At 62.7% G+C, this 23184-nt stretch carries 31 protein-coding genes; 12 read left to right on the forward strand and 19 right to left on the reverse strand.

Annotated features, from left to right (window positions below):
- The 5 genes from HNR59_RS00005 to HNR59_RS00025 all read right to left on the reverse strand — a co-directional run.
- Positions 1-338: electron transfer flavoprotein subunit beta/FixA family protein (locus tag HNR59_RS00005; RefSeq protein ID WP_425488606.1), on the reverse strand; the 338-nt coding region annotated here is incomplete at its 3' end.
- A 225-nt stretch (positions 339-563) separates the two neighbouring features.
- On the reverse strand, positions 564-1337 hold the full coding sequence (locus HNR59_RS00010; protein WP_183824177.1) for a rhomboid family intramembrane serine protease: 774 nt from the start codon (positions 1335-1337) through the stop codon (positions 564-566).
- A gap of 21 nt (positions 1338-1358) precedes the next feature.
- Positions 1359-1940, reverse strand: coding sequence for a cob(I)yrinic acid a,c-diamide adenosyltransferase (locus HNR59_RS00015; protein ID WP_183824180.1), 582 nt, complete (start codon positions 1938-1940; stop codon positions 1359-1361).
- Positions 1941-1980: 40 nt separating this feature from the next.
- Positions 1981-2172, reverse strand: coding sequence for a twin transmembrane helix small protein (locus HNR59_RS00020; protein ID WP_183824182.1), 192 nt, complete (start codon positions 2170-2172; stop codon positions 1981-1983).
- Positions 2173-2207: 35 nt separating this feature from the next.
- Complete coding sequence (locus tag HNR59_RS00025) at positions 2208-3047, reverse strand: SDR family oxidoreductase (protein WP_183824184.1); 840 nt, start codon at positions 3045-3047, stop codon at positions 2208-2210.
- A 74-nt stretch (positions 3048-3121) separates the two neighbouring features.
- Here HNR59_RS00025 and HNR59_RS00030 point away from each other — a divergent pair, with 74 nt between their 5' ends.
- On the forward strand, positions 3122-3976 hold the full coding sequence (locus HNR59_RS00030; protein ID WP_183824186.1) for a YihY/virulence factor BrkB family protein: 855 nt from the start codon (positions 3122-3124) through the stop codon (positions 3974-3976).
- On the opposite strand, the gene HNR59_RS00035 is transcribed toward HNR59_RS00030, so the two are convergent.
- The gene (locus HNR59_RS00035; RefSeq protein WP_183824188.1) at positions 3946-4830 is read right to left on the reverse strand and encodes a DMT family transporter; all 885 of its coding nucleotides are present in this window, start codon (positions 4828-4830) and stop codon (positions 3946-3948) included. The genes HNR59_RS00030 and HNR59_RS00035 overlap by 31 nt on opposite strands.
- Positions 4831-4923: 93 nt before the next feature.
- Positions 4924-5799 (reverse strand): tRNA glutamyl-Q(34) synthetase GluQRS, encoded by an 876-nt coding sequence (gluQRS, locus tag HNR59_RS00040; protein WP_183824190.1) that lies wholly within the window; start codon positions 5797-5799, stop codon positions 4924-4926.
- A gap of 93 nt (positions 5800-5892) precedes the next feature.
- On the opposite strand from gluQRS, the gene HNR59_RS00045 reads away from it, so the two are divergent.
- Both HNR59_RS00045 and HNR59_RS00050 read left to right on the forward strand, forming a co-directional pair.
- Positions 5893-6534, forward strand: a complete 642-nt coding sequence (locus HNR59_RS00045; RefSeq protein WP_183824193.1) for a DNA-3-methyladenine glycosylase family protein — start codon at positions 5893-5895, stop codon at positions 6532-6534.
- A 137-nt stretch (positions 6535-6671) separates the two neighbouring features.
- Positions 6672-7229: an HNH endonuclease gene (locus HNR59_RS00050; RefSeq protein ID WP_183824196.1), complete on the forward strand. Its 558-nt coding sequence runs from the start codon at positions 6672-6674 to the stop codon at positions 7227-7229.
- Between the two features lie 22 nt (positions 7230-7251).
- Here HNR59_RS00050 and HNR59_RS00055 read toward each other — a convergent pair whose 3' ends face one another.
- The 5 genes from HNR59_RS00055 to HNR59_RS00075 form a co-directional block, all read right to left on the reverse strand.
- Complete coding sequence (locus HNR59_RS00055) at positions 7252-7548, reverse strand: HPr family phosphocarrier protein (RefSeq protein WP_183824199.1); 297 nt, start codon at positions 7546-7548, stop codon at positions 7252-7254.
- An 8-nt stretch (positions 7549-7556) separates the two neighbouring features.
- A complete protein-coding gene (locus HNR59_RS00060) occupies positions 7557-7958 on the reverse strand; it encodes a PTS sugar transporter subunit IIA (RefSeq protein ID WP_183824202.1) in 402 nt (133 codons plus the stop codon).
- Positions 7959-8103: 145 nt separating this feature from the next.
- Positions 8104-8580: an HPr kinase/phosphorylase gene (locus HNR59_RS00065; protein ID WP_343060551.1), complete on the reverse strand. Its 477-nt coding sequence runs from the start codon at positions 8578-8580 to the stop codon at positions 8104-8106.
- Positions 8577-10355: a sensor histidine kinase gene (locus tag HNR59_RS00070; protein ID WP_183824205.1), complete on the reverse strand. Its 1779-nt coding sequence runs from the start codon at positions 10353-10355 to the stop codon at positions 8577-8579. Before HNR59_RS00070 ends, HNR59_RS00065 begins: the two co-directional genes overlap by 4 nt.
- A gap of 130 nt (positions 10356-10485) precedes the next feature.
- The gene (locus HNR59_RS00075) at positions 10486-11187 is read right to left on the reverse strand and encodes a response regulator transcription factor (protein ID WP_183831199.1); all 702 of its coding nucleotides are present in this window, start codon (positions 11185-11187) and stop codon (positions 10486-10488) included.
- 323 nt (positions 11188-11510) lie between these two features.
- On the opposite strand from HNR59_RS00075, the gene HNR59_RS00080 reads away from it, so the two are divergent.
- The 4 genes from HNR59_RS00080 to HNR59_RS00095 all read left to right on the forward strand — a co-directional run bounded on the left by HNR59_RS00080 (position 11511) and on the right by HNR59_RS00095 (position 14883).
- Complete coding sequence (locus tag HNR59_RS00080) at positions 11511-13121, forward strand: phosphoenolpyruvate carboxykinase (protein ID WP_183824208.1); 1611 nt, start codon at positions 11511-11513, stop codon at positions 13119-13121.
- Positions 13122-13201: 80 nt separating this feature from the next.
- Entirely contained in the window at positions 13202-13639 is a 438-nt protein-coding gene (arfB, locus tag HNR59_RS00085) for an alternative ribosome rescue aminoacyl-tRNA hydrolase ArfB (protein WP_183824211.1), read from the forward strand.
- Between the two features lie 71 nt (positions 13640-13710).
- Positions 13711-14169 (forward strand): peptidoglycan-binding protein LysM, encoded by a 459-nt coding sequence (gene lysM, locus HNR59_RS00090; RefSeq protein ID WP_183824214.1) that lies wholly within the window; start codon positions 13711-13713, stop codon positions 14167-14169.
- A gap of 102 nt (positions 14170-14271) precedes the next feature.
- On the forward strand, positions 14272-14883 hold the full coding sequence (locus HNR59_RS00095) for an alpha-ketoglutarate-dependent dioxygenase AlkB family protein (protein WP_183824217.1): 612 nt from the start codon (positions 14272-14274) through the stop codon (positions 14881-14883).
- A 112-nt stretch (positions 14884-14995) separates the two neighbouring features.
- Here the strand turns inward: HNR59_RS00095 and coaA are convergent, their stop codons facing one another.
- The 7 genes from coaA to hisB are packed head-to-tail and all read right to left on the reverse strand — an operon-like array spanning position 14996 to position 19614.
- Positions 14996-15955, reverse strand: a complete 960-nt coding sequence (coaA, locus tag HNR59_RS00100; RefSeq protein ID WP_183824220.1) for a type I pantothenate kinase — start codon at positions 15953-15955, stop codon at positions 14996-14998.
- Positions 15956-15981: 26 nt separating this feature from the next.
- Positions 15982-16308, reverse strand: coding sequence for a phosphoribosyl-ATP diphosphatase (locus HNR59_RS00105; RefSeq protein ID WP_183824223.1), 327 nt, complete (start codon positions 16306-16308; stop codon positions 15982-15984).
- An 8-nt stretch (positions 16309-16316) separates the two neighbouring features.
- Complete coding sequence (gene hisF, locus HNR59_RS00110; RefSeq protein ID WP_183824226.1) at positions 16317-17111, reverse strand: imidazole glycerol phosphate synthase subunit HisF; 795 nt, start codon at positions 17109-17111, stop codon at positions 16317-16319.
- Positions 17108-17872 carry a 1-(5-phosphoribosyl)-5-[(5-phosphoribosylamino)methylideneamino]imidazole-4-carboxamide isomerase gene (hisA, locus tag HNR59_RS00115; RefSeq protein WP_183824229.1) on the reverse strand — a complete coding sequence of 255 codons (765 nt, stop codon included), beginning with the start codon at positions 17870-17872 and terminating at the stop codon, positions 17108-17110. The genes hisF and hisA overlap by 4 nt, the downstream gene beginning before the upstream one ends.
- Complete coding sequence (hisH, locus tag HNR59_RS00120; RefSeq protein WP_183824232.1) at positions 17869-18519, reverse strand: imidazole glycerol phosphate synthase subunit HisH; 651 nt, start codon at positions 18517-18519, stop codon at positions 17869-17871. Before hisH ends, hisA begins: the two co-directional genes overlap by 4 nt.
- Before the next feature lies 1 nt (position 18520).
- Entirely contained in the window at positions 18521-19012 is a 492-nt protein-coding gene (locus tag HNR59_RS00125) for a DUF2628 domain-containing protein (RefSeq protein ID WP_183824235.1), read from the reverse strand.
- Positions 19013-19014: 2 nt separating this feature from the next.
- A complete protein-coding gene (gene hisB / locus HNR59_RS00130; RefSeq protein WP_183824239.1) occupies positions 19015-19614 on the reverse strand; it encodes an imidazoleglycerol-phosphate dehydratase HisB in 600 nt (199 codons plus the stop codon).
- 180 nt (positions 19615-19794) lie between these two features.
- On the opposite strand from hisB, the gene hslV reads away from it, so the two are divergent.
- The 5 genes from hslV to HNR59_RS00155 all read left to right on the forward strand — a co-directional run bounded on the left by hslV (position 19795) and on the right by HNR59_RS00155 (position 23178).
- Positions 19795-20346, forward strand: coding sequence for an ATP-dependent protease subunit HslV (hslV, locus tag HNR59_RS00135; protein WP_183824242.1), 552 nt, complete (start codon positions 19795-19797; stop codon positions 20344-20346).
- The gene (locus HNR59_RS00140) at positions 20336-20851 is read left to right on the forward strand and encodes a GNAT family N-acetyltransferase (RefSeq protein WP_183824245.1); all 516 of its coding nucleotides are present in this window, start codon (positions 20336-20338) and stop codon (positions 20849-20851) included. Before hslV ends, HNR59_RS00140 begins: the two co-directional genes overlap by 11 nt.
- Positions 20852-20860: 9 nt before the next feature.
- Positions 20861-21373, forward strand: coding sequence for a GNAT family N-acetyltransferase (locus HNR59_RS00145; RefSeq protein WP_183824248.1), 513 nt, complete (start codon positions 20861-20863; stop codon positions 21371-21373).
- A gap of 141 nt (positions 21374-21514) precedes the next feature.
- Complete coding sequence (locus HNR59_RS00150; protein ID WP_183824251.1) at positions 21515-22114, forward strand: DUF2585 domain-containing protein; 600 nt, start codon at positions 21515-21517, stop codon at positions 22112-22114.
- Positions 22114-23178, forward strand: coding sequence for a hypothetical protein (locus tag HNR59_RS00155; RefSeq protein ID WP_183824254.1), 1065 nt, complete (start codon positions 22114-22116; stop codon positions 23176-23178). Before HNR59_RS00150 ends, HNR59_RS00155 begins: the two co-directional genes overlap by 1 nt.
- Positions 23179-23184 lie beyond the last annotated feature (6 nt).

Consider the following 23184-nt stretch of genomic DNA (forward strand, 5'->3'; position numbering starts at 1 on the left):
ACCAGGCCCGGCTGTTCGGCCTCGACCACGCCCTTGAGCACCTTGGCGACGCCCAGCGGCTCGACCGTCTCGTCCGACTTCACCAGAATGGCGCGGTCGGCACCCATGGCCAGCGCCGTGCGCAGCGTCTCCTGGGCCTGCTGAGGGCCGACCGAGACCACGACGATCTCCGCAACCTTGCCCGCTTCCTTCAGGCGGATCGCTTCCTCGACCGCAATCTCGTCAAACGGGTTCATCGCCATCTTCACATTGGCAAGCTCAACACCGCTGCCGTCGGCCTTCACGCGAACCTTCACATTCGCATCAACAACCCGCTTGACGGGGACGAGAACTTTCATGTTGCACTCACCTCTCGAGATTTCCTTGGGTGCGCCATAACAGCGCTTTTCCAGTCAAAATTGTTCAAAGCCGACATTTCCGTTCGCTATAGGCCCGTTCGCCATAGACTGGTATGCGGCACCCTGTAGTGGCGGGAGGGCTTCCTCAGGCGGGCGGAACCGTAGTTGCGGCCCTTTGGCCCGTCAATATGTGCAGTGCAAACAAAATCGTTTGAATTGCCAGCTTTACTGCCTGCCCCAACGCGCAGCCGGCTTATCTTCGCTCACGGCCACCGGAGCCAACGTTACGTCATCCTCAGCGGCAGCATCAGCCACTTCTGCCGGCGCGAACAAAGGCACGTCCCGACGTTTGAACAGAAGCAGCAGCACCGCACCGCCCAGAATGCCGCCGACATGGCAGGCCCATGAAATCTGGTCTTCCCCCGCCCACAGGAACATCACGAACTGCAGACCGATCCAGGCCGCCAGCGCCCACGCGGCAGGCACCCGCAACGGAATGCGGGCGAAAGCAAGGATCCACACCTTGTTGCGCGGATAAAGCATCAGATAGGCGGTTACGACGCCGGCCACCGCGCCGGATGCACCGATCAGCGGCGCCTGCGATTCCGGCGCCACTAGCCCATGCATCAAGGCGCCGGCCGCAGCACTCAGCAGATAGAAGGCGAGGAAACGCAGATGTCCCATGGCATCTTCGACATTGTCGCCGAACACCCACAGAAACAGCATGTTGCCGCCAAGGTGCAGGACATCCAGATGCAGGAAGGAATAGGTGAGATAGCTCCAGCGCTCCGGCACGACGATGAACTGCGGCGCCAGCTCGGCATAGTGGTATACGACCGACGGTATGAAGCCCAGCCCAAGCATCGCGGCATTCGAGAAATCCTCGCTGCCCAGCGTCGTGACGCAATAGACGACGATGTTGAGCGCGATCAGCCCGATCGTGACATAGGCAAACCGTATGTGGTGCAGCCGGTTGGTGTCATAAAGCGGGATGAACATGCGGCTCCTGTGGATACGGGCTCAGCGGTTCTTGCCCGGAACCCATAGCACATCGGCGTTTCCGTTGTCATTGACGGCCCGTGCGGCGACGAAAAGCAGATCCGACACGCGGTTGATGTAGCGGATGCCTTCGGCATTGACATGCTCGCCCTCCAGCTGCGCCAGAGCCACCATCTCGCGCTCGGCGCGCCGGGCCACCGTGCGCGCCAGATGCAGCGCGGCGGCCGCCGGCGTTCCGCCGTTGAGCACGAAGGAGCGCAGCGGCTGGAGATCCTTGTTCAGAAGATCGATGTCCTGCTCGACGCGCTCGACCTGCGAAGCAATGATGCGCAAAGGCTCGTAATCCAGCTTTTTGCCTGTGTCGGGCGTCGAGAGGTCTGCGCCGAGGTCGAACAGATCGTTCTGGATGCGCCCCAGCATGGCGTCGATAACGGGATGTGCGGATGCCGTATGGACACGGGCCATGCCGATGCAGGCATTGGCCTCGTCCACGGCGCCATAGGCTTCCACGCGCTGGTCGCATTTCAGCCGCCGCTCGCCGGTCCCGAGCCCGGTGGTGCCGGCGTCGCCGGTGCGGGTGTAGATATTGTTAAGCCTGACCATGACGACCTCCGGGGCAACCTCTGGGACAACCTCAGTCCGGCTACCTTCCGGCGATGTAGACGGCGAGAAGCAGGAAGACCAGCGCCACGAACTGCAGGATGATGCGCGCCTGCATCAGCTTGTTGGACGTGTTGCCCGACCCGCCGCGCATCATGTTCATGAGACCGCGAACCAGCACGACGACCACGGCGAACATGAAAACGACGGCGATGATGTTGAAAGCAGTTGCCATATGCAGATGTCCGTTGCTGTATCGGGCTTTCGGGTTCAGGCGGCCCGGGAAAGTATGCGGTAGAACAGGTTCGCAGGCAGAAGTCGCTTCATGAGAGCGCCGACCCTGGCGGGCATCGTTACCACATAGTGCGGGCGCGGGCGTTGCGACACAAGCGCATGGCGCACGGCCCTGTAGACGACGGCCGGCTCCGAGCGGACCTTGTCCGTGGTGCTGCGCACCTGCTCCATCTGCGCGCGATAATCGTCGCGATAGGACGAAGCACCGTAGTCGACATGCTTGAGGAACCAGACCATGCCGTTCCTGTGAATGTTGGAACGCACCGGGCCGGGCTCGATCAGCGAGACATGGATGCCTGAGCCTTCCAATTCAAAACGCAGTGTCAGCATCAGCCCTTCGACCGCATGCTTGGAGGCGCAATAGGCGCCGCGCAGCCGCGCCGGCATCAGGCCGAGTATCGAGGAGCAGTGAACCAGCCGGCCATGCCCCTGTGCGCGCATCGCCGGCAGCACGCGCCGCGTCAGGTCATGCCAGCCGAACACATTGGCCTCGAACTGTTCGCGCAGGGCCTCCACCGGAAGGTCTTCCACCGCGCCGGCCTGCGCATACGCGCCATTGTTGTAGAGCGCATCGAGACGCCCGCCGGTCAGTTCCATCACGTCCCGGACGAGCGCTTCGATGGAGGCTGGTTCGCGATAGTCGAGATAGAAGGCTTCGAAACCCTCGGCTTCCAACGCCTCGATGTCCTGCTTTTTGCGCGCCGTGGCGAAAACCCGCCAGCCATCGGCCTTCAGCGCGCGGGCGCAGTAAGCGCCGATGCCTGAAGATGCTCCGGTGACGATGATGGTGGGCAACTGTGCGTCAGGACCGGCCATTCTTCCCCGGGGCTTGTCTTTCAGGGGCAACCTTTCCCATATTCGCGGCCTTGATTCAATCACGGGACCAGCCATTGTTACGCAGGATTGTAGCCGTCAAACGCGTTCTCTATGACGCGCTCGGGCATTTCAACGACGACGACGGATGGTCCATGGCCAGTCATCTGGCCATTTCGGCGCTGATGGCGCTGTTCCCTTTCCTGATCTTCGCGACCACGCTGGCCTCGTTCCTCGGAGCGGAAGCCTTCGCCGATACCGCCGTGCATCTGGTGTTCGACACATGGCCGGAACAGATCGCCAAGCCCATCGCCAACGAAGTCCTCAATGTGCTGACCGTACAGCGCACCGACCTTTTGACCTACGGCGTCCTGCTGGCCGCCTTCTTCGCCTCGAACGGCATCGAGGCGCTGCGCACCTCGCTGAACCGCGCCTACCGGGTGACGGAAGATCGCGGCATCATCTACCGGCGCATTCAAAGCCTCATTTTCGTGCTGATCGGCTCCGCCGTGTTCTTCGCCATCAGCGTGCTTCTGGTGTTCGCGCCGTTGCTGGCGCGGCTGGCCGAGGCACATTTCGAATGGATCAGCCCCTATATGGGCACCATCACCTTCTGGCGTTACACCATCGCCGCCACCGTCATCATCGGCGCTCTGCTGGCGGTGCATATGTGGCTGCCGACCGGGCGGCGCAGCTTCCTGTCCATCCTGCCCGGCATCGGCTTTACCCTCGTGGCATGGGTTGTCGGCTCGATGATCTTCGGCGCCTATATCGACAATTTCTCGTCCTATGCCTCGACCTATGCGGGGCTTGCCTCGATCATGATCGCGGTGGTCTTCCTCTACATCGTCTCGGCGATCTTCATCCTCGGCGGTGAACTCAACGCCGCCATCAGCCGCTATCAGGAAGCGCGCGCCCGCGTCGGCGCCTGAGCACGCGCCGTTGCCAGCCCAACGCCCAGCGTGGTGATGGCCATGCCGACGATCTGGACGGGCGAGAGCGTTTCCCCGAACAGCGCCCATGCCATCAGGGCGGTCACCGCCGGAACGAGATAGAACAGGGAACCGACCTTCGACATTTCGCCGTCCCTGATCAGGATCATCAGCAGGAATATCGCGCCCACCGACAGGACCAGCACCAGCCACGTCATGGCAAACACCAGTTCGCCATTGAACACCACGGTGCGCGTCTCGAACAGGAGAGCGATGGGCACGGCGACGGCCGCGCCGCCCACATATTGCCAGAAGGTTCCCGTCACCAGATCGCCGCCGGAGCCGTGGCGCTTCTGCCAGATGGTTCCGGCGCTGATCGCCAGAACCACACAGATCGATGCACCGAGCGTGGCCGGGGTGATGCCGCTGCCCGCCACTCCGAATTTCGGCCACAGCACGAGGATGACGCCGGCAAGGCCGATGCCCAGCCCCAGCCAGTGGCGCGGCTGGATCTTCTCGCCGAGCAACTGCCCCGCCATCACCGCCGTGACCAGCGGCTGGAGGCCGGCCACCAGCGCCGACAGGCCGGCCGGCATGCCGTGGCGCACCGCCCAGAATGTGCCCCCGAGATAGACGCCGTGTATCAGCACCCCTGCGCCCATGGCGTGACAGGCGGTGCGCGCCGGCAGCCTGCGCGCATGCAGCACGATTGCGAGGAAGGCGAAAATGACGGCCGCGATGACGAAACGCGCACCGAGGAAGGTGAACGGCTCCGCCCAAGGCATGGCATAGCGCGCGCCGATGAAGCCTGTCGCCCACAGAACGACGAACAGCGATGGGATGAAGCGCTTCATCGTAAACCTTTCGGCCGGTCAGAACGGCATTCTTGTTCACCGCTTAGCGGTCTCATCCCTGTCAGGCAAAGCAAAACCTGTAGGCCATCGGGCTTACAGGCCGACAAGCCGCCGAATTTCCTGCGGCGTGGCGCCGGCGGTCCGCAGGGCGGTAAGTCCGGTCGATTTCATGCTTTTCGACAGCTTGCGCCCGTCCTCGCCCAGAATCAGCCGGTGATGGCGATAAAGCGGCGCAGGCAGGCCCAGAAGCTCCTGCAAAAGACGCTGGACGGCGGTTGCATGATAAAGATCGCGACCCCGCACCACATGGGTTACGCCCTGCAGCGCATCGTCGGTCACTACAGACAAATGATAGCTGGTCGGGATTTCACGACGCGCAAGAATGACGTCACCCCATGCAGCGGCATCGGCTTCCACGGTTGCCACCTCGGCGAGGCCGTCGTCCTGATACTCCTGCCATGACAGCTTCCGCCCGATCCGGGCGAGCGCCGCCGCCATATCCAGCCGCCAGGCGAAGGCCCGGCCCTCATCGATGCGCCGCTGCCGTTCCTGCGAGCCAAGCGTCTTGTCGAGCCCCGGATAGAGCGGCGCGCCATCCGGGTCACGCGGCCAGCCCGTGCCATCCCCTTCCCGCGCTTCCGCAAATGCCCTGATTTCCCCCCGGCTCATGAAAGCCGGATAGACCAGCTCCTGCCGGACGAGTTCGGCGAGCACCTCCCGATACGCGCCGAAATGGGCGGACTGGCGACGCACCGGCTCCTCCCAGACAAAGCCGAGCCAGCGCAGATTCTCATAGATGCCGGCCTCGAACTGCGGCGTGCAGCGCGTGGTGTCGATGTCCTCGATGCGCAGAAGCAGCCGTCCGCCAGCCATCTTCGCCAGATCGTCGTTGAGCATGGCGGAAAGCGCATGGCCAAGATGCAGTTCGCCGTTGGGGCTGGGTGCGAAGCGAAAGATCGGTGCTGTCATGCTGCTGCGGGCAAATCGGGTTGTGCGGCGCTCTCGCCGATTGCTACTCTCGCCGCGCAATCGACACAAGCAACCCTGAGCACAAGCATTCCCATGCAGCGCATCGAAACAATGGCACATATCACGCAGGGCCTCGATGCGCTCGTCGCGCTCGACCCGCGCCTCGCCATGGTACGCGAGCGCGCCGGCGACGTGCCGCTGCGCCTTTCCGAGCCCGGCTTTCACAGCCTCGCCTCGATCCTGATCTCCCAGCAGGTATCGCGGGCCAGTGCGGATGCCATATTCGGCCGCCTCACCGCCATGCTCGATCCGCTGACGCCGCAATCGGTTCTGGAAGCCGACGAGGCCGTCTTCCGCACCGCCGGCCTTTCGCGCCCCAAGCAACGCTCCATTCTTGCTGCTGCGACAGCGGTGGCGGAAGGTCTCGATCTCGACGGGCTCTGCCGGCTCGATGCCGACGAGGCGCACCGCCGCCTTACCGCCATTTCCGGCATCGGCACGTGGACGGCGGATTGCTATCTGCTGTTTGCCGCCGGCCATCCCGACATCTTTCCTGCACGCGATGTCGCGTTGCAGACCGCAGTGGGCCATGCCCTGACCATAGACCCGCGCCCGGGTGAAAAGCCGCTTCTGCGGCTGGCCGAATCATGGCGCCCGTGGCGGGGCGTGGCGGCGCGCCTTTTCTGGGCCTATTACCGCGAACTGAAGGGGCGCGAGGCCGCACCTCCCGCCTGAAACCTCGAAAAACCGCACAAAACGGGCCTTTTGCAGGCATCGCGACCTGCACAATCCGCTTCACATGACTGTCATGGGAGGCGTAGAATATCCGCGACATCCAGAGCATGATCAACGCGGCAAAGGAGGTTGGACAGGTGACGGTCGCCGTATCTCCGGATGGGCTTCCCGCGCTGGTGCTGAACGCGGATTATCGCCCGCTCAGCTACTATCCCCTGTCGCTGTGGTCATGGCAGGACGCCATCAAGGCCGTGTTCCTCGAACGCGTGAACATCGTCGCCGAATATGAGCATGCGATCTCCTCGCCGAGCTTCTCCATGAAGCTGCCGAGCGTGGTGAGCCTGAAGACCTACGTGAAGCCCTCCCGCTACCCGGCCTTCACCCGCTTTAACGTGTTCCTACGCGACCGCTTCCGCTGCCAGTATTGCAACACGACCGAGGATCTGACCTTCGACCATGTCATCCCACGTCGTTGTGGCGGCACGACGACGTGGGAGAACATAGTCGCCGCCTGTTCCCCCTGTAATCTGCGAAAAGGGGGCATGCTGCCGTCTCAGGCCAGAATGTGGCCTCAGCAGAAGCCTTACCAGCCCACAGTGCAGGACCTGCACAACAACGGCCGGCTCTTCCCGCCCAACCATCTGCACGAAAGCTGGATGGATTTTCTCTACTGGGATGTCGAACTGGAACCGTGAGGCGCGTGCCTGACCCCGGCGGTCAGCATTCCTCGCCGAAGCGGTTGGAAATCAGTTCCTCAAGCGCATCCAGCGCCGCCCCGGCATCAACGCCGCGGGCAATCACGCGCACCGAGCATCCGGGGCTCGCAGCCAGCATCATCAGCCCCATGATCGAGGTGCCGCCGACGCGGGTGCCGTCCTTCTCAACGAAAATCTCCGCCTCGAAACCGGAAACCATCTGCACGAACTTGGCCGAAGCCCGCGCATGAAGGCCGCGCTGATTGACGATCTTCACGTCGCGCGCCAGCTCTTCCATGTTATCGGCTTCAATGCTCATGTGCCGGCTCATTTGCTGGCCAGCAGCTGGCTTGCGACATTGATGTATTTGCGGCCTGCCGCCTGCGCCTCTTCAAGGGCTGCCTGCATGTCGTCATTCTTGCGCACGCTCGAAAGCTTGATCAGCATCGGCAGGTTCATGCCGGCGATCACTTCGGCGCGGCCGGCCTCCATGACCGAGATCGCAAGATTCGAGGGCGTGCCGCCGAACATGTCGGTGAGAACTATGACGCCGGTTCCGGTGTCCACCTCGGCCACCGCCTCGACAATGTCGCGGCGGCGCTGCTCCATGTCGTCATCGGCACCGATCGACACCGTTGCAACCTGTTCCTGAGGTCCGACCACATGTTCCAGCGCATAGCGGAACTCTTCGGCCAGTCGACCGTGCGTCACGAGCACGAGTCCGATCATCGTTGGATGGCTCCCGTCATGGCCCCTTCACAAGCGCTTTTTATACTCGCCACCCCGGCGACTTGGGAGCGCTATCTTGTCGAGACGTGGCGCGTTGACAAGCCCTAAAGTGCACCTTGGGTGGCCATATTGCCGCATTGCAGCATCATTCTGCCCTGAAAGGCGGCAATTTCAGCCAGGCGGCCAGTATCTGCAGCGCACAAACCACATTCCGGGCCGGCAGATCAATGCGCGGCACCACGCATCCGGCGACGGTTTCATGCGCCTCTTCCTGAAGACGCGGTAGCTCTGTATCGGGCACCAGCCGCACGATCAGATCGATCACGGCACCATCTTCGCTGGCCGCCAGCCTTTGCGGCCCGATGCCGCAGACTTCAGCCAGGCCCGAAATCGTGTCGGGAGCATGGCAAACCAGCCGCCCGCCATGGCCGCTCGCAAAAACCTGATCGTCCGCGACCAGCCGGCAGAAGCGCCCGCGGGTGCCAAGCCTGTCGATCAGGGCAAGCGCCAGCGTGCTCTTGCCCGACCCTGACGGGCCGGTGATCAGGACACCCTTGTCGGCGACCAAAACAGCCGTGCCATGGACATTGGTCGCCGGCCCGGCCTGCACGACGGCGCTCACAGCTCGCCAGGCAGCACGATGGTGAAGCGTGCCCCCAGCACCTCGCCTGGCCTGTCAGCCGGAATGTTCCCGGCCGTCAGCGTGCCGCCATGCGCCTCCACGATCTGGCGGCTGATCGACAAGCCGAGGCCCGAATTCTGACCGAATGCCTCACTCGACGGGCGATCGGTGTAAAACCGCTCGAAGATGCGCTCGACCGCATCGGGACGGATGCCCGGGCCGTTATCATCGATGGTGATGACGTTAGAGTTTCCCTTGCGCGCCAGCGAGATCGAAACAACGCCGTGTTCTTCCGGCACGAAGGAACGCGCATTCTCGATCAGATTGGTGATCACCTGCCCCAGCCGCAATTCGTGACCGCTTACCCGATAACCTTTGGAGCCTGCAGGCAGATCGGTGACATGAAGCCTGATATCGACCGGCTTCTTGTGGCCCGACGCCTCGCGCGAGACCGCGACCAGATCGGTGATGAATTTCTTCAGGTCGACGCTGTCCGCATCCTCGCGCGCCAGTTCCGCATCGAGACGCGAGGCATCGGAAATATCGGTGATCAGACGATCCAGCCGGCGCACATCGTGCTGGATCACCTCCAGCAGCCGCTCACGCGATGCTTCGGATTTGGCAAGCGGCAGGGTCTCGACCGCGCTGCGCAGCGAGGTGAGCGGGTTCTTCAGTTCATGGCTGACATCGGCCGCGAAGCTTTCGATGGCGTCGATGCGGGCATAGAGCGCATTGGTCATGTCGCGCACGGCCACCGAAAGATTGCCGATCTCATCCTGCCGGTCGGAGAAATCCGGGATCTCCTCGCGGCTCTTGACCCCGCGCCGCACGCGCACGGCAGCGGCAGCCAGCCGGCGCAGCGGATTGGCGATGGTGGAAGCCAGCAGCAGCGACATCAGCGCCGTCACCAGCGCGGCAATGCCGAACACGCGCAGGATCGCCTTGCGCTCGGCCGCAACGATCTTGTCGATGTCGCCCTCGGTGGACAGCATAAGCACGCCCAGCACCGCCCGGAAACGCTGGATCGGCACAGCGACAGAAACCACCTGCTCGCCCTTTTCCGAAATGCGCACGATCGTCGATGGACTGCCGGTCAGCGCCTTCATCACTTCCGGATAGGCGGCGCCATTGCCGCCCGGCTGCTCATGATAGACGGGCAGGTCCCGGTTCCTGAACAGGTCGAAGACGAAACGCTCCGCCCGCTCAAGAAAGTTCGGCTTATCCTCTTCCAGCGGCGGCAGGTCGTAGCGCAGGATCTGGCCGCGCGAGTAGAGCCGGCGCGAATCCAGCAACAGGATGGCGTCCCGGTCGTAGACCCGTGCGCGCGTGTTGGTGGGCGAAATCAGCCGGCGCAGCAGGGGCGCGACGCGCTCCGGGTTGATCGGAAAATCGAGATTGTCGAGCTGGTCCGATCCCGGCGCGAGGCTTTCGCCGGCCTGCAGTTCCAGCAGCTTTTCCGGGTCGATGCTGATCGAATCCGTTTCGATCGTGGCCGAAGAGGCGATGGCGCTGGCGATGATCTCGCCCTGAGTCATCAGGCTTTCCACGCGCGCGTCGATCAGGCCGTCGCGGAACGTGTTCAGATAGAGAATGCCGGTGACCATGACGGCAAGGCCGGCAAGGTTGACGAACAGGATGCGCCGCGTGAGGCTGGAAAAGACGTGGTGGCCGAGGAAACGGCGCACGGGCACGGTCAGCCGCGACAGCACCGAAAGACGGCGCACGGGGCGTCTCGATACACCCGCCTGCTTCCTGAGCTGTGCTTCGCTGACCATGGCCCCCGCAGCCTCATGCGTGCCGCGCCTATAGCAATTCCAGCAAAAAAGCGCAGCGGTTTTGCGTTCGGAATTGCCTCAAAACAAAAGATCAGAGCGTTTCTGCGATTCCGGGAAAGGCAGAAACGCTCTAGGCTTCCTTGAAACGATAACCCACGCCGTAGAGCGTCTCGATCATCTCGAAGTCGTCGTCCACCATCTTGAACTTCTTGCGCAGGCGCTTGATGTGGCTGTCGATGGTGCGGTCGTCCACATAGACCTGCTCATCATAGGCCGAATCCATCAGCGCGTCGCGGCTCTTCACCACGCCGGGCCTTTGCGCCAGCGAATGCAAAATGAGGAATTCCGTCACCGTCAGCGTGACCGGCACGCCCTTCCAGGTGCAGGTGTGGCGCTCCTGATCCATCACCAGCTGGCCGCGCTCCAGCGAACGGGTCTGCTGGTTCGGGGTCTTGGCGGCGGTTTCGCGCGCGCCTGCACGGCGCAGCACCGCCTTCACGCGCTCGACAAGCAGGCGCTGCGAGAAGGGTTTGCGGATGAAATCATCAGCGCCCATCTTGAGGCCGAACAGCTCGTCGATCTCGTCATCCTTGGAGGTGAGGAAGATCACCGGCAGATCGGTCTTCTGGCGCAGCCGGCGCAAAAGCTCCATGCCGTCCATGCGCGGCATCTTGATGTCGAGGATAGCGAGGTTCGGCGGACGGGCGGCCAGCCCCTCCAGCGCCGAAGCGCCATCGGTATAGGTCTCCACCCTGTAGCCCTCGGATTCCAGCGCTATGGAAACCGAAGTCAGAATGTTGCGGTCGTCGTCGACAAGCGCGATCGTTGCCATTTCGAGCGGCTCCCTCATGGGCGAGTATCCCTTCTAAAAGCAGAAGGGCTTGTGCAGGACAAATTAGGTACAAAATGTGGCACGTCCATTCAACCGCGCCAAGGCCGCCAGGCACATTTGCAGCCGACAAAAAACGAACCGCCAAGCCTTCTGTCCCGCTGACAGACGAGTTTTTACACACATATAAACGATTTAAACAACTTTCAAAATTTTTAAATCGATTAATGATTTGAAATTGCTGACTTTTTCTGTTTCTGAGCAGAAAAGGCTCCGGAAACGCCAGCCTTTCCCTCATCGCATCCGCGTATATTGAAAGGACTTCCATGTCGGAAATCGGCAAACGCAATCCTGCACTCGGGCTCGATACACTCGGTCTCAGCACGGCGGGACAGGTGTATTTCAATCTCGGCCCGGCAGAGCTCTGCGAGGAGGCTGTCCGCCGCGGCGAGGCAACGCTGACCGCCCATGGCGCGCTTGTCGCCGACACGGGGCAGTTTACGGGACGTTCGCCCAGGGACAAGTTTGTCGTTCGCGACGAGAACACCGAAGCCCATGTCTGGTGGGACAACAACAATGCGATGACGCCGGCGCAGTTCGATGCGCTCTATGCCGATTTCCTCAAGCATGCGTCCGGCAAGGACCTGTTCGTGCAGGACCTGATCGGCGGCGCCGATCGCTCGCTGAGCTTACCGACGCGCGTGATCACCGAATTCGCATGGCATTCCATGTTCATCCGCAACCTGCTGATCCGCCTCACCGATGAGGAGATCGCCGGTTTCGTTCCGGAAATGACCATCATCGACCTGCCCTCCTTCCGCGCCGACAACAGCAGGCATGGCGGCCGCAGCGAGACGCTCATCGCCGTCGACCTGACCCGCAAGATCGTTCTGATCGGCGGCACGAAATATGCCGGCGAGATGAAGAAGTCGGTGTTCACCGCGCTGAACTACATCCTGCCCGCCAAGGGCGTCATGCCCATGCACTGCTCGGCCAACGAAGGCCCGGACGGCGATGCCGCCGTGTTCTTCGGCCTCTCCGGCACCGTCAAGACCACGCTTTCGGCCGATCCGAAGCGTACGCTGATCGGCGACGACGAGCATGGCTGGGGCCCGGACGGCATCTTCAACTTCGAGGGCGGCTGCTACGCCAAGACCATCCGCCTTTCAGCCGAGGCAGAGCCGGAAATCTTCGCCACCACGCGCCGTTTCGGCACGGTGCTGGAAAATGTCGTGCTCGATGAGAAGCGCGTTCCCGACTTCGATGACGGCTCGCGCACCGAGAACACGCGCTGCGCCTATCCGCTGGACTTCATCCCCAACGCCAGCGCCACAGGCCGCGCCAGCCACCCGAAGAACATCATCATGCTAACCGCCGATGCTTTCGGCGTGATGCCGCCGATCGCAAAGCTGACGCCGGCGCAGGCCATGTATCACTTCCTGTCAGGTTACACCGCCAAGGTGGCCGGCACGGAGCGTGGCGTCACCGAACCGGAAGCCACCTTCTCCACCTGCTTCGGCGCGCCCTTCATGCCGCGCCATCCTTCGGAATACGGCAACCTGCTGCGCGAACTGATCGCCGAGCACAATGTCGATTGCTGGCTGGTCAACACCGGCTGGACCGGTGGCGCCTACGGCGTTGGCAGCCGCATGCCGATCAGGGCAACGCGCGCCCTTCTGACGGCCGCTCTCGACGGTTCGCTCAAGCAGGCCGAATTCCGTACCGACCCGAATTTCGGCTTCGAGGTGCCTGTTTCGGTGCCGGGCGTCGACCAGTCGATCCTCGACCCGCGCTCGACCTGGGCCGACAAGCAGGCCTACGACCGCCAGGCCGCGAAGCTGGTCGGCATGTTCATCGACAATTTCGGCAAGTTCGAAACCCATGTCGACGCGACCGTCAGGAGCGCGGCCCCGAAGGTGCAGGAAGCCGCCGAATAAGGCGCACACACCGCAACTGCAAAAGGCCCGGTTTCGATCGGGCCTTTTCTTTTTGGTTCTCAGGCCGCATGAGTGCTCACATGGCATTCGAGGACAACATCGTCATTGGCAGGGAAGCCGTCATCTATCCCGACGAGCTGGAAGAGGCGTTCATACGCGCTTCCGGTCCCGGCGGGCAGAACGTCAACAAGGTGGCCACCGCCGTTCAGCTTCGCTTCGACGCCGCCAATGCTCGCGGCCTTTCCGAGCGGGTGCGCGAGCGCACCCTGAAGCTCGCCGGGCAGCGCGCCACCAAGGACGGTGTCATCGTCATCGAGGCCGCACGTTTTCGCACGCAGGAGCAGAACCGCGCCGATGCCCGCCAGCGGCTGGCGGCGCTTGTCGCCAGAGCAGCCGAGCCGCCGCCCCCGCCGCGCAAGAAGACGAAGCCCACCAAGGGTTCGGTGGAACGCAGGCTGAAAGCCAAGGCAGGCCGGTCGGTGGTGAAAAAAATGCGGGGCAGGGTCGAAAGCGATTGAAAATCCCCGCGCGTCTTCCATTTTTCTCAATTAGCTGCGAAGACAATGATGGTTAATAAAAGGAGAACCCGATGGGTATTTTCGACTTCGTGAAGAATGTCGGCGCCAAGCTTGGCTTCGGTGACGACGAGACTCCTGATGCGGATGCGCTGAAGAAGGAGCTGGACTCCCACAAACTCGGCACTGACGACGTCAAGATCGAGGTCAATGGCGACACCGCCGTGCTCAAGGGTCAGGTCGCCGACCAGTCTGCACTCGAAAAGGCGATCATCGCGGTCGGCAACACGCTGGGTGTCTCCAAGGTTCAGGCCGACGAGCTGACGGTGACAACACCGGATGCTACGGTCAAGGAAGCCGTCTTCTACACGGTCAAGAAGGGCGACAACCTCTCCAAGATCGCCGAAGCCCATTACGGCAAGGGCAAGGCTTCCAAATACACCGTCATCTTCGAGGCCAACAAGCCGATGCTGACGCACCCGGACAAGATCTATCCCGGCCAGGTGCTGCGCATTCCCGATCTCGAAGGCTGAGACCGGAAAATATTCTGAGGGAACGGCGGCTTTCGGGTCGCCGTTCTGCTTTTCAGTGGTTCATAACTGAAGGCCCTATAACTGAAAACTACGAACAGACTGATGCCCACACTGCCCAAAGGCGTGCGCCACTTTCCGCTTTACCTGTCGCCGCAGCAGCAGGCGTCCCTCATCGATGAGATCAGGCAGGTGGTGCAGGAAGCTCCGCTCTTCGTTCCGGCCATGCCGCGCACCGGCAAGGAAATGAGCGTGCGCATGACCAATTGCGGCGAGCTCGGCTGGGTCACGGATAAGGAGCGCGGCTATCGCTACCAGCCCACGCACCCGCTGACCGGCGCGCCGTGGCCGCCGATTCCCGAAACGCTGCTCGATATCTGGCGCGACGTAGCGGGCCACGACAAGCCGCCGCAGGCCTGTCTCGTCAATTTCTACGATGAAAAGGCCCGCATGGGCCTGCATCAGGATCGTGACGAATCCGACTTTTCCGCTCCGGTGGTATCCGTCTCGCTGGGTGATGACTGCCGCTTCCGCGTCGGCACAACAGAGCGCGGCGGCCCGACCGCTTCGCTCAGGCTGGCGAGCGGCGACGTGCTGGTTCTGGGCGGGCAAAGCCGCCTCGCCTTTCATGGCGTCGACCGCATCTACCCGCAAAGTTCCACGCTTTTGAAGAATGGCGGCCGCATCAATCTGACGCTGCGCCGCGTCACCGCCTGAGCGGCGGGCTGGAGCACCGGGCGCTCTGACGAGCGTATCCCCACTCCTCCAGCTTGTTTCCCTTGGCCGCATTTGTGCAACGTCAGACGATTCCGTCTGACTGCAAAATGCTCTACAGCTTGCGAAGCGCCACTTCCTCGATCAGGTGATCGGCGCCCTTGCGCAGGATGAGATCGGCGCGGGGCCGGGTCGGCAGGATATTCTCGCGCAGGTTCCGCAGATTAATGTTCATCCACAACCCTTCGGCGATGGCCTGTGCCGCCCCTTCCGAAAGCTGCGAATAACGGTGGAAGAAGGAATCCGGATTGCGGAAGGCGGTGTCACGCAGCCGCATGAAGCGAGCGATGTACCAGTCGTGGATCAGCTTCTCGTCGGCATCGATATAGATGGAGAAGTCGAAGAAATCGGACAGGAACGGCACGAACTTGCCATCCGGCGGCAGATGGCGCGTCTGCAGCACGTTCAGCCCTTCGAAGATCAGGATGTCCGGCCGGTCGATGGTGGTGAAAGCACCCGGCACGACGTCGTAGGTCAGGTGCGAATAAAGCGGCGCCTGCACATCCTTCTCACCGGACTTGATGGCCGAAAGAAAGCGCAGCAGCGCGCCGACGTCATAGCTCTCGGGAAAGCCCTTGCGCTCCATCAGATTTTCGCGCCGCAGGACCTCGTTGGGCAGCAGAAAACCGTCCGTCGTCACCAGATCGACCTTCGGGCTGGAGGGCCAGCGCGACAACAATTCCATCAGCACGCGCGCGGTCGTCGATTTTCCGACCGCGACCGAACCGGCAAGGCCGATGATGAAGGGCGTCTTGGAGACCCCCTTGCCATTGAAGAAAACGCGGCGCTGGCTGGCGAGAAGCTGGCTCGCTTCGACATGCGCCGAAAGCAGCCGCGACATCGACAGATAGATGCGCCGGACCTCGTCGAGATCGACCGGATCGTTCAGCGACCGCAGGCGTTTGATTTCCTCGCCCGTCAGGGTCAGCGGCGTGTCGGCCCTGAATTTGGCCCACTCTTCTGCCGAAAAAAACAGATAGGGAGAATACTGTGCGGTCGGCGCAAGCTGATCCATCGCGACTCCAGCCCTCGCTCCGGGGTTCAACCCGGCTGGTTGCGGGATGCCTTTTCGGCGACGCCCGATTGCCCGGTCCGTCGCTCGAGTTCGGCAAGCACCTCGTCGAAGGGAACATTGGCGATCCCCAGCACGACGAGCAGATGATAGATGAGATCGGCGCTTTCCGAAACGATGCCGTCGCGATCTTTCGTAACCGCGGCGATCACCGTTTCCACCGCTTCCTCGCCCAGCTTCTGGGCCGCCTTGTCCATGCCTTTGGCAAACAGCCGTGCGGTCCAGGAATCAGCGTCGCCCGAGCGCGCCCGCTCGCGGATCGTTGCTTCCAGGTCGGAGAGCGTGAAACTGGCCATGGCGCCGTTTAAATCCGAACCGGACCGGAGTCGAGTCGAACATCGATGCCGGCGGCAGCCATATGGGCCTTTGCCTCGGCTATCGAATAGGTGCCGAAATGGAAGATCGATGCCGCCAGCACCGCCGTCGCATGGCCGTCGCGGATGCCCGCCACCATGTGGTCGAGCGTACCGACGCCACCGGATGCGATCACCGGCGCGCGCACAGCATCAGCCACGGCGCGCGTCAGGGCGATATCGTAGCCGGCCTTGGTGCCGTCGCGATCCATGGATGTGAGCAGGATTTCGCCGGCGCCGAGATCCACCACTTTTCGGGCAAACTCGATTGCGTCGATGCCGGTGTTCTCACGACCGCCATGGGTGAAGATTTCCCAGCGATCCGCCTCGCCCTCGCCGCTCACCTTCTTGGCGTCGATGGCGACGACAATGCACTGGTTGCCGAACTTATCGGCGGCTTCGGCGACGAATTCCGGATTCTTCACCGCAGCCGTGTTGATCGACACCTTGTCGGCGCCGGCCAGCAGAAGCTTGCGGATATCGGCCACCTGCCTGACACCACCTCCAACCGTCAACGGCATGAAGCAATGCTCAGCGGTGCGCGCCACCACATCGAAAATGGTCTCGCGGTTGTCGGAGGAAGCGGTGATGTCGAGGAAGCAGAGCTCGTCCGCGCCCGCCGCATCATAGGCGCGTGCTGCCTCCACCGGATCGCCTGCGTCGACCAGATCGACGAAATTGACGCCCTTGACGACACGGCCGTCCTTGACGTCGAGACAGGGAATGACACGAGCCTTGAGGGTCATGAGCGGTCCTCGAACATGGCAGCCTGCGGCTTTGCATCGCCGCGCAGAACGGCCAGCGCCTCGGCCGGGTCGATGCGCCCGTCATAGAGCGCGCGGCCGGAAATCGCGCCTTCGAGCTTCGCAGCGTCCGGCATGGTCATGCGTACGATGTCGGCGATAGAGGCGAGACCACCCGAGGCGATCACCGGAATGGAAACGGCCTCGGCCAGATCGATGGTCGAACTCCAGTTGATGCCGGCCAGCACGCCGTCACGGTCGATGTCGGTGTAGATGATGGCAGCGACGCCTGCGCCCTCGAACTGTTTCGCCAGCTCGATCACGCCGAGTTCCGAGGCTTCCGCCCAGCCCTCGACCGCAACCTTGCCGCCGCGCGCATCGATGCCGACCGCGACCTTGCCGGGGAACGCCTTGCAGGCCTTTTTCACCAGCTCGGGCTCGCGCACTGCCACGGTGCCGAGGATGACGCGGGCCAGCCCTTTGTCCAGCCAGCTCTCGATATGCGCCAGGGTGCGGATACCGCCGCCGAGTTGCACCGGGTTCTTCGTCGCCTTCAGGATCCCCTCGACGGCAGCACCGTTGACGCTCTGGCCCTCGAAGGCGCCGTTAAGGTCCACAACGTGCAGCCACTCGAAACCCTGCTCCTCGAAGACGCGCGCCTGAGCGGCAGGGTCGTCGTTGTAGACGGTGGCCTGTTCCATGTCGCCGAGCTTCAGGCGCACGCACTGGCCATCCTTGAGGTCGATGGCGGGAAAAAGGATCATGGCGTCCACATCAGGAAATTGGCGATGAGAGCGAGGCCGAGCGCCTGGCTCTTTTCGGGGTGGAACTGGGTTCCGACGAGATTGTCCCGCGCCACGGCGGCCGTCACCGGCCCGCCATAGTCGGCCACGGCGATAACCTGTTCCGGCTTCTGCGCATCGAGATGATAGGAATGGACGAAATAGGCATGCAGCCCTTTCGGCCCGGTCGGGATGCCGGCAAAGATCGGATGATCGTGCGTCACCTCAAGCGTGTTCCACCCGATCTGGGGAATTTTCAGCGACGGATCGGAGGGTGCGATCTCCTTCACGTCGCCCGCGATCCAGCCGAAGCCCTGCGTGACCGTCTTTTCCAGCCCGCGCGCGGACATGAGCTGCATGCCCACGCAGATGCCGAGGAAGGGGCGGCCTTTATCAATGGCCACTTCCTCCACCGCTTCCCACATGCCGTCCACGGCGCGCAGGCCAGCGGCGCAATCGGCGTAGGCACCGACGCCGGGCAGCACGATGCGGTCGGCACCGCGCACGCGGTCCGCATCCGCCGTGAGTTCTATGTCGGCCGCAATGCCCGCCTCGCGCACCGCCCGTTCGAAGGCCTTTGTCGCCGAGCGCAGATTGCCCGACCCGTAATCGATGATGGCAACGCGCATGTCAGTTTCTGCCGTATGGGATGAGGCCGAGCGAAGGCGCAGGCGCCGCCCGGTAGGCTGGACGCTGTCCGGTTATTTCTGCGGGAACGATGGCAGGGCTGGGCTCCGGTTCATCCGGCGCGGAGGCAGCCTCATGCGCATAGCGAATATAGGCTTCGTCGGCATTGCCGCCTTCAACGACGCCCCATTGCGTGTAGCCACGACGGCGAAGTGCGGCGATCCGCATCGCCTGCCCTTCCAGCCCCACATAGATCGACACCAGCAATCCCATCAGCGAACCGGCGGGGCCCATACCGGCCAGCTCTCCAATGACCGTTGTCCCACCCATGACGGCAATGGCGACAACAGCCTCCAGCCACAGCCGGTGCCACAGAAACCACAGCGGCGGCACGAGGAAGGCAGGCCACGAAAAGCGGTCGCGAACCAGAATGGCCTGCTCGCTCCTGCTTTGCGGACTGCCGGAAGGCGGCAGCATCACGACATGGCTTGCCATCGCTACCCCTTCAGCGATCCCTTGGTCGAGGGAATGGCGTCGGGCTGGCGCGGATCGGCTTCCGTCGCCGCGCGCAGCGCCCGCGCCACCGCCTTGAAACAGGTTTCCGCGATATGGTGATTGTTGGCGCCATAGCGGTTGTTCACGTGCAGCGTGATGCCCGCATGCTGCGACAGCGCCTGGAAGAATTCGCGCACCAGCTCGGTGTCGAACGTGCCGATCTTCGGCGCGGAGAATTCCACGTTCCAGACGAGGAACGGCCGGCCGGAGACGTCGAGCGCAGCACTTGTCAGCGTCTCGTCCATGGCCAGATCGATGGAGGCATAGCGCATGATGCCGCGCCGTTCGCCCAGCGCCCTGGCCAGTGCCTGACCGATGACGATGCCGGTATCCTCCACCGTGTGGTGGTCGTCGATATGAAGATCGCCCTTGGCGCGCACCGTCATGTCGATCAGCGAATGGCGCGACAGCTGGTCGAGCATATGGTCGAAGAAGCCGACGCCGGTGGAGATGTCGGACTTGCCGGCGCCGTCGACATTGAGCGAAACCGTGATCTCGGTCTCTTTCGTCTTGCGGCTGACCTCGGCGGAACGTTCGACCATGAAATCTATTCCTCAGGGGAAATCTGGAAAACGCAAGCCTTCTAGCAGCATGAAGATGCGATTGCCAGTTGGCAAAGCAGCGTTTGCAATCGCGTGGCGGCGACATAAATAAGCAGGCGAAACATCTCGTCATGCGCCGGTTGCTTCAGATGAAGGAGCGGCGCGATATCGGAGCATCACATGTCGAATGAACTGACCATGCACGCCACGACCATCATCACCGTGCGCAAGGGCGGCAAGGTGGTCATCGCCGGCGACGGACAGGTCAGCCTTGGCCAGACCATCATGAAGGGCAATGCGCGCAAGGTGCGCCGCATCGGCAAGGGCGGCAACGTCATCGCCGGTTTCGCGGGCGCCACCGCCGACGCCTTCACCCTGATGGAGCGGCTTGAGGCGAAACTGGAACAATATCCCGACCAGCTGACGCGCGCCTGCGTGGAACTGGCCAAGGACTGGCGCACCGACCGCTATCTGCGCCGGCTGGAAGCCATGATGCTGGTGGCCGACAAGAGCGTATCGCTGGCGCTGACCGGCACCGGCGACGTTCTGGAACCGGAACATGGCGTCATGGCCATAGGTTCCGGCGGCAACTACGCGCTTTCCGCCGCGCGCGCCCTCATCGACACCGACAAGAGCGCCGAGGAAATCGCCCGCAAGGCGATGGAGATCGCGGCCGACATCTGCGTCTACACCAACCACAACTTCGTCGTCGAAACCCTCGATGAAGCCTGACGATACTCCGGACTACGAATTCCGGCCGCTGACGCAGGCTGACCTGCCGCTGATGGCGCGCTGGCTGGCCGAGCCGCATGTCGCCCGCTGGTGGGGCGAGCGCGACAAGGAACTGGAAAGCATTGCCAGCAACATCGACAGCATTGCCGTCGAGCCCTTCATCATAGAGCTTGGCGGCAAACCCATAGGCTATATCCAGAACTACGATCCCTATCTGGAAGACGGCGACAATCCTTTCGACGACCAGCCCTTCGGCACGCTTGGCATCGACCAGTTCATCGGCGAGCCTTCGTTGATCGGGCAGGGTCATGGGCCCCGGCTGATCGCGCAGTTTGCGCAGATGATGTTCGGGGAAGGAGCGCCGCGCCTGCTTGTCGATCCGGCCCCCGCCAACAGCCGCGCCATCCGCGCCTACGAAAAAGCCGGCTTCCGCGCGCTCGGTCCGCGCATGACCCCGGACGGGGAAGCGATGGTGATGGTGCTCGACAGCGACGAAGACGACTGAGGCGGCAGAATGACCATCGTGGCAATTGATGGCCCCCGTATCATTCTGCGGCCATTCTCCGCCACGGATGCGGACGAGGCCTTCTTCGCCATTACGCCCAACCTGACACGGTTCATGAGTTTCGACCCTCCGCCCTCGCGCGCTGCCTTCGACGCCATCTGGCAGGCATGGCTTCCCGCCATCGCAGATGGTTCGGACCTCACCTTCTGCATCCGTCATCGGGACTCCGGCCGGTTTCTCGGGCTGGCCGGCCTGCACGATACGCAATCCGCCGAACCCGAGCTTGGCATATGGATCAGCGAGAGCGAGCATGGTCACGGCTATGGGCGCGAAGCTGTCAAAGTCATCGCCCGTTGGGCCACGGCTGCCTTGAAACCCTCCTCTTTCCGCTATCCAGTCGCGGAACAGAACCTTTCCAGCCGGCGCATCGCCGAGGCTTTGGGCGGACAGGTCGTCGACCGCGAGACGCATCCCAAATATGCCAGCGTGATCTACCGGGTTCCCCCTGTGGCGAGCGATTGATCTGCTTGTCCTCTCCCTGAAAGCCTGCATTTGCACAGGCACCGCAGGAGCCAGCGAAACTTTCCTCTTCAATTTGCCACACTATGTGTTGTCTTCTCGGCGACCGCATGGCGTTGATTCGCCGCGAAAAGGGGACATCGCTTGACCGAGCTGACCGCGCCGCACGAACGCCCTCTCTGGGGACTGGACTGGAAAAAAGGCGTTCTGGCAGCAGTGCTGCTGGTCGCCGCGCAAGCCGCGATCCTGCGCCTCATGGGCCACATCTGGATCTGCAAATGCGGCTACGTGAAGCTGTGGCACGGCGTGGTGGTGAGTTCCGAGAATTCCCAGCACATTTCCGACTGGTACACCTTCTCCCACATCATCCACGGCTTCCTGTTCTACCTGCTGTTCTGGGCGCTGTTTCGCCATTCCACCGTATGGACGCGGCTTTCCTTCGCCATCCTGCTCGAAGCCGCATGGGAAATTCTCGAAAACAGCCCGATCATCATCAACCGCTATCGCGAGGCGACAATCTCGCTGGATTATTTCGGCGACAGCATTCTGAATTCGGTTTTCGACACGCTGTTCATGATGTTCGGCTTCTTCCTTGCCGCGCGCCTGCCCGTCTGGCTGATCGTGACGCTGGCCGTCGCGGCGGAACTGATCGTCGGCTATATCATTCGTGACAATCTCACCCTGAATGTCCTGATGCTGGTCTATCCGCTGGACTCGGTGAAGGCCTGGCAGGGAGGCCTGTGATGGCAGCCCCGATACCTGACCAGACCTCAATCTCCGGCGACACGCTCCAGCGCGCTCTCGCGCAGGGCGTGCTGACGCTGCAGCAGGTCGAGATGCTCCGCTATCTGGAAAACACCGCCACCGGCCTGCCCGCGACCGCACCGTCGGACGACGAGAAATTCCGCTTCATCAACGGTTTCGGCGACATTTTCGTCACCATCGGCATTGCCCTTTTCCTCGGCGCACTTTCCTATTTCGCGGTGGAAGGCATCGGCGGCGCCGGAGCCGGCTTCACCGTGGCGCTGGCAAGCTGGCTGCTGGCGGAATATTTCACCCGCAAGCGCCGCATGGCGCTTCCCAGCATCGTTCTGCTGCTCGTCTATGCGGCTTCCGTCTTTTCGGGAACGCTGATCGTCATGGCCGGTACGGAAGCCTTCAATGTCTCCGCGGCAGCGAAGGACAGCTGGCCCGTCGTGATTGCCGGGCTCGTCACCATTGCCGCCACGGCCCTGCACTACCGGCGTTTCCGCATCCCCATCACCTTCGCGGCCGGCGTCGCCGCCCTCGTTGCCAGCGTTCTGGCGTTGGTCGTCGCCATTGCACCCGATTTTGCGGAAAACTACCTGAGGCCTGTCCTGCTTGTCTGCGGTATCGCCGTCTTCGCGCTTGCCATGCGCTTCGACCTCAGCGACCCGCAACGCCTGACCCGGCGCACCGACATCGCCTTCTGGCTGCACATGCTGGCAGCCCCGCTGGTCGTCCATCCGCTGATCAGCGGGCTGGTCGCTTCCGGAAACCTGAACGCGGCCACGTCGCTTGGCGTGCTGGCGATCTTCATCGGGCTGGCCGTTGTGGCCGTACTGGTGGACCGTCGCGCCGTTCTGGTGTCCGGCCTTTCCTATGCCGGCATCGCCTTCGGCTCGCTGGTCCGGCAGATCGGCCTTGGCGAAGTCATGGTGCCGCTGACCCTTCTGGTGCTGGGTGCGCTGGTGCTGCTGCTGAGCGCCGGCTGGCATGCGCTGCGACGGCGCCTGTTCGCGTTGCTGCCCGCTGCCCTTGTACACAGGCTGCCAGCCCATACATAAGCCGCA

Source organism: Aquamicrobium lusatiense (assembly GCF_014201615.1).
In the GTDB taxonomy this organism is placed as follows: Bacteria; Pseudomonadota; Alphaproteobacteria; order Rhizobiales; family Rhizobiaceae; genus Mesorhizobium; species Mesorhizobium lusatiense.

Excerpts from the sequence above, each read along its gene's own strand:
- HNR59_RS00010 (WP_183824177.1), bottom strand. The coding sequence starts at position 1,337 with ATGTTCATCCCGCTTTATGACACCAACCGGCTGCACCACATACGGTTT.
- HNR59_RS00015 (WP_183824180.1), bottom strand. The coding sequence starts at position 1,940 with ATGGTCAGGCTTAACAATATCTACACCCGCACCGGCGACGCCGGCACC.
- HNR59_RS00020 (WP_183824182.1), bottom strand. The coding sequence starts at position 2,172 with ATGGCAACTGCTTTCAACATCATCGCCGTCGTTTTCATGTTCGCCGTG.
- HNR59_RS00025 (WP_183824184.1), bottom strand. The coding sequence starts at position 3,047 with ATGGCCGGTCCTGACGCACAGTTGCCCACCATCATCGTCACCGGAGCA.
- HNR59_RS00035 (WP_183824188.1), bottom strand. The coding sequence starts at position 4,830 with ATGAAGCGCTTCATCCCATCGCTGTTCGTCGTTCTGTGGGCGACAGGC.
- gluQRS (WP_183824190.1), bottom strand. The coding sequence starts at position 5,799 with ATGACAGCACCGATCTTTCGCTTCGCACCCAGCCCCAACGGCGAACTG.
- HNR59_RS00045 (WP_183824193.1), top strand. The coding sequence starts at position 5,893 with ATGCAGCGCATCGAAACAATGGCACATATCACGCAGGGCCTCGATGCG.
- HNR59_RS00055 (WP_183824199.1), bottom strand. The coding sequence starts at position 7,548 with ATGAGCATTGAAGCCGATAACATGGAAGAGCTGGCGCGCGACGTGAAG.
- HNR59_RS00060 (WP_183824202.1), bottom strand. The coding sequence starts at position 7,958 with ATGATCGGACTCGTGCTCGTGACGCACGGTCGACTGGCCGAAGAGTTC.
- HNR59_RS00070 (WP_183824205.1), bottom strand. The coding sequence starts at position 10,355 with ATGGTCAGCGAAGCACAGCTCAGGAAGCAGGCGGGTGTATCGAGACGC.
- HNR59_RS00075 (WP_183831199.1), bottom strand. The coding sequence starts at position 11,187 with ATGGCAACGATCGCGCTTGTCGACGACGACCGCAACATTCTGACTTCG.
- HNR59_RS00080 (WP_183824208.1), top strand. The coding sequence starts at position 11,511 with ATGTCGGAAATCGGCAAACGCAATCCTGCACTCGGGCTCGATACACTC.
- arfB (WP_183824211.1), top strand. The coding sequence starts at position 13,202 with ATGGCATTCGAGGACAACATCGTCATTGGCAGGGAAGCCGTCATCTAT.
- lysM (WP_183824214.1), top strand. The coding sequence starts at position 13,711 with ATGGGTATTTTCGACTTCGTGAAGAATGTCGGCGCCAAGCTTGGCTTC.
- HNR59_RS00095 (WP_183824217.1), top strand. The coding sequence starts at position 14,272 with ATGCCCACACTGCCCAAAGGCGTGCGCCACTTTCCGCTTTACCTGTCG.
- coaA (WP_183824220.1), bottom strand. The coding sequence starts at position 15,955 with ATGGATCAGCTTGCGCCGACCGCACAGTATTCTCCCTATCTGTTTTTT.
- HNR59_RS00105 (WP_183824223.1), bottom strand. The coding sequence starts at position 16,308 with ATGGCCAGTTTCACGCTCTCCGACCTGGAAGCAACGATCCGCGAGCGG.
- hisF (WP_183824226.1), bottom strand. The coding sequence starts at position 17,111 with ATGACCCTCAAGGCTCGTGTCATTCCCTGTCTCGACGTCAAGGACGGC.
- hisA (WP_183824229.1), bottom strand. The coding sequence starts at position 17,872 with ATGATCCTTTTTCCCGCCATCGACCTCAAGGATGGCCAGTGCGTGCGC.
- hisH (WP_183824232.1), bottom strand. The coding sequence starts at position 18,519 with ATGCGCGTTGCCATCATCGATTACGGGTCGGGCAATCTGCGCTCGGCG.
- HNR59_RS00125 (WP_183824235.1), bottom strand. The coding sequence starts at position 19,012 with ATGGCAAGCCATGTCGTGATGCTGCCGCCTTCCGGCAGTCCGCAAAGC.
- hisB (WP_183824239.1), bottom strand. The coding sequence starts at position 19,614 with ATGGTCGAACGTTCCGCCGAGGTCAGCCGCAAGACGAAAGAGACCGAG.
- hslV (WP_183824242.1), top strand. The coding sequence starts at position 19,795 with ATGTCGAATGAACTGACCATGCACGCCACGACCATCATCACCGTGCGC.
- HNR59_RS00140 (WP_183824245.1), top strand. The coding sequence starts at position 20,336 with ATGAAGCCTGACGATACTCCGGACTACGAATTCCGGCCGCTGACGCAG.
- HNR59_RS00145 (WP_183824248.1), top strand. The coding sequence starts at position 20,861 with ATGACCATCGTGGCAATTGATGGCCCCCGTATCATTCTGCGGCCATTC.
- HNR59_RS00155 (WP_183824254.1), top strand. The coding sequence starts at position 22,114 with ATGGCAGCCCCGATACCTGACCAGACCTCAATCTCCGGCGACACGCTC.